Raw genomic sequence first — 2394 nt, 5'->3', positions numbered from 1 at the left:
TCGCTATAGCTTGGAGTCAAACAGAAAAGATTTTTTGACGCTGCACTTCATTTATTTTCTTCACGCTTTTACTCTTAGGCGGGTCCGTTCTTAACCTGTAAATCAGTTCTTCTTTTATGTCTTATTCTTTGACTTCTTTTTCTATGTGAAACGTTCGGTACTCATTTCTCACCGCTCACTTTCTCATCTTCTCTCCTCTCAGTGCTCACAGTCTCTCCGCTCATCGCTCTTTTCTCACCCTCTCATCTTTTTTCTTCTCAAAATGCCCAGTAATAAGGTATCAGCCATACACTGACTACAAAAGCAATTATCTGCATGGGCGTTCCGATGCGTAAAAAATCCCGGTATGAATATTTCCCAATGGACTTGATGATCAGATTTGCCCGGTATCCACGGGCGGTCATAAAACTGGAAGCAGCGGCTATGGCAATCGCCACAAAAAAAGGTTTGGCATTGACTCCCAACAGCTCGGCGGCCAGTACAGCTACAGGAAATACCAGGGCTACGGCGGCATTGTTGGTAATAATTTCGGTTAATACAGCGGTGACGATATAAATGATTGCAAGCACTCCTGCCGGGCCAATGGATTTTACCACATTGACGGCATCCTCTGCCATCGACTGAGCGATACCGGAATTCTGAATCCCTTTGCTGATGGCAAAAGCTGAGGCCACTGAAATAATCAGGTCCCAACTGATGTTTTTGGTATAATTCTGAGATGGTAATATTTTCAGCCATACCAGCAAAATGGCTGCTGCTGCAACAAAAAGAAAAATATTTAAACGCATTCCATAGCCCCAGGATACCAGTTCATTGATAACAATCCCCAGCACCATTGCAGCAAGGATCACCAGAGCGATCCACCGTGTGCGTGATGTTTTTCCCACACGGTAATCCTGAAGGTAGTTTACCAGATAAAACATATGTGATGTTTCCCAGTTACTCAGAAACTGGTCGGTGGAAAGCAGCACGACATTGTCGCCCACCTTGAGTTTGAGTTTGTTCAGGTTGGAGGTAATCCTCTCTCCATTCCGGTGTATGGCAAGTACAACAGCGTTAAAGTGTTCAAAAAAGTTGTATTCAGTAACGGTTAGTCCCAGTCCGGCAAAACGGGGTGAAAGTACCACTTCATATTGTTTTAAATCGGCGGGAGATTCATTGTGCAGGTATTCCTCTCCTTTGAGTTTTATATCTTTGTGTGCAAGAATATAATTAAGCCGGTCGGAGGTTCCCATCACCAGAATATCATCGTTTTGTCTTAGTTTAATATTGTTTTTCCCGGGATATAATGTTTTTCCGTTACGTTCCACACAATACAACTGTAATCCGTTTAACCCGGGAACTGAAGGGTTTTCGATAACCTGCCCGATGAGTGAACTGTTTTCCGTGAGTTGCAGGTTATAATAGTAATCTTTTGTTTCTGTTATTCCGCGCATGATGCGCATCTTTTTTCCGGGAAGGAGCCAGTTGCTCACCAGTGCCATGTATACAATTCCAAACAGAGAGATAACCAGTCCCAGTTTTCCCAATTCAAAAAGATGAAATCCCTGAAACCCGCTTTCAAGCATCAGCCCGTGAACCACAAGATTAGAGGAGGTTCCAATCAGGGTACACATTCCGCCAAAAATCGCCGCATAGGAAAGGGGAATAAGAAATTTTTTATAAGAAAAGCGCATCATGTCTGCCCATTTCATAAGTAAGGGTATAACATTTACAACAATAGGCAGGTTATTTAAAAATGCCGAGAACAATGAAACAGGAATCATAATCCTTGGAATCAACAAAGGCATTGGACTTTTCTTTCGCGGAAGGTAAATTTGAGCGAGCCGGGTAATCAGGCCCGCTTGTTTTATTCCTTCATTCACCAGAAAAAGCACGGCAATGGTTATAATTCCGTTGTTGGAAAATCCGGCAACCATTTCTTCTCCTGAAATAATGCCGGTAGCCAGAAAAATGACAGCTGCGCTAAACAGGATCAATCCCGGACGCATGGCCTCCAGCAAAAAAGCAACAATAAGAAAAATAAAGGTTGCTATTACGATGTAGGTTTCAATGGTCAATGTTAAAAAAGTATATTTTTATTGGTATAGAGAGTCCCACGTTCTCACTACTCATCTCTCTTCTCAACGGGGCGTTGCCCCGAACCCCAATTCCTTTTTTCCTATAGCTGAAAAAAGGAATCAAAAAAAGCCACCGCTCAAGATTAAAAGCTAAAAATCAATTCCCTTTCGCTAAAATCTTTTAAACTCCTCCTTCGCTATAGCTTGGAGTCAAACAGAAAAGATTTTTTAACGCTACACTTCATTTATTTTCTTTACGCTTTTACTCTTAGGCGGGTCCGTTCTTAACATGTAAGTCAATTCTTCTTTTATGTCTTATTCTTTGACTTCTTTT

The 2394-nt window shown here is 41.9% G+C and carries 1 protein-coding gene; it reads right to left on the bottom strand.

What is annotated here, in order from left to right:
* Nucleotides 1-257 precede the first annotated feature (257 nt).
* Nucleotides 258-2060 (bottom strand): SLC13 family permease, encoded by a 1803-nt coding sequence (locus tag K5G00_RS29105; protein ID WP_238770080.1) that lies wholly within the window; start codon nt 2058-2060, stop codon nt 258-260.
* Nucleotides 2061-2394 lie beyond the last annotated feature (334 nt).

Origin of the sequence: Maribellus maritimus, assembly GCF_022267315.1 — a bacterium.
Classification (GTDB): domain Bacteria; phylum Bacteroidota; class Bacteroidia; order Bacteroidales; family Prolixibacteraceae; genus Draconibacterium; species Draconibacterium maritimum.
Note: the sequence above shows the minus strand (reverse complement) of the source record. Positions and strands in the feature narration are given on the sequence as shown.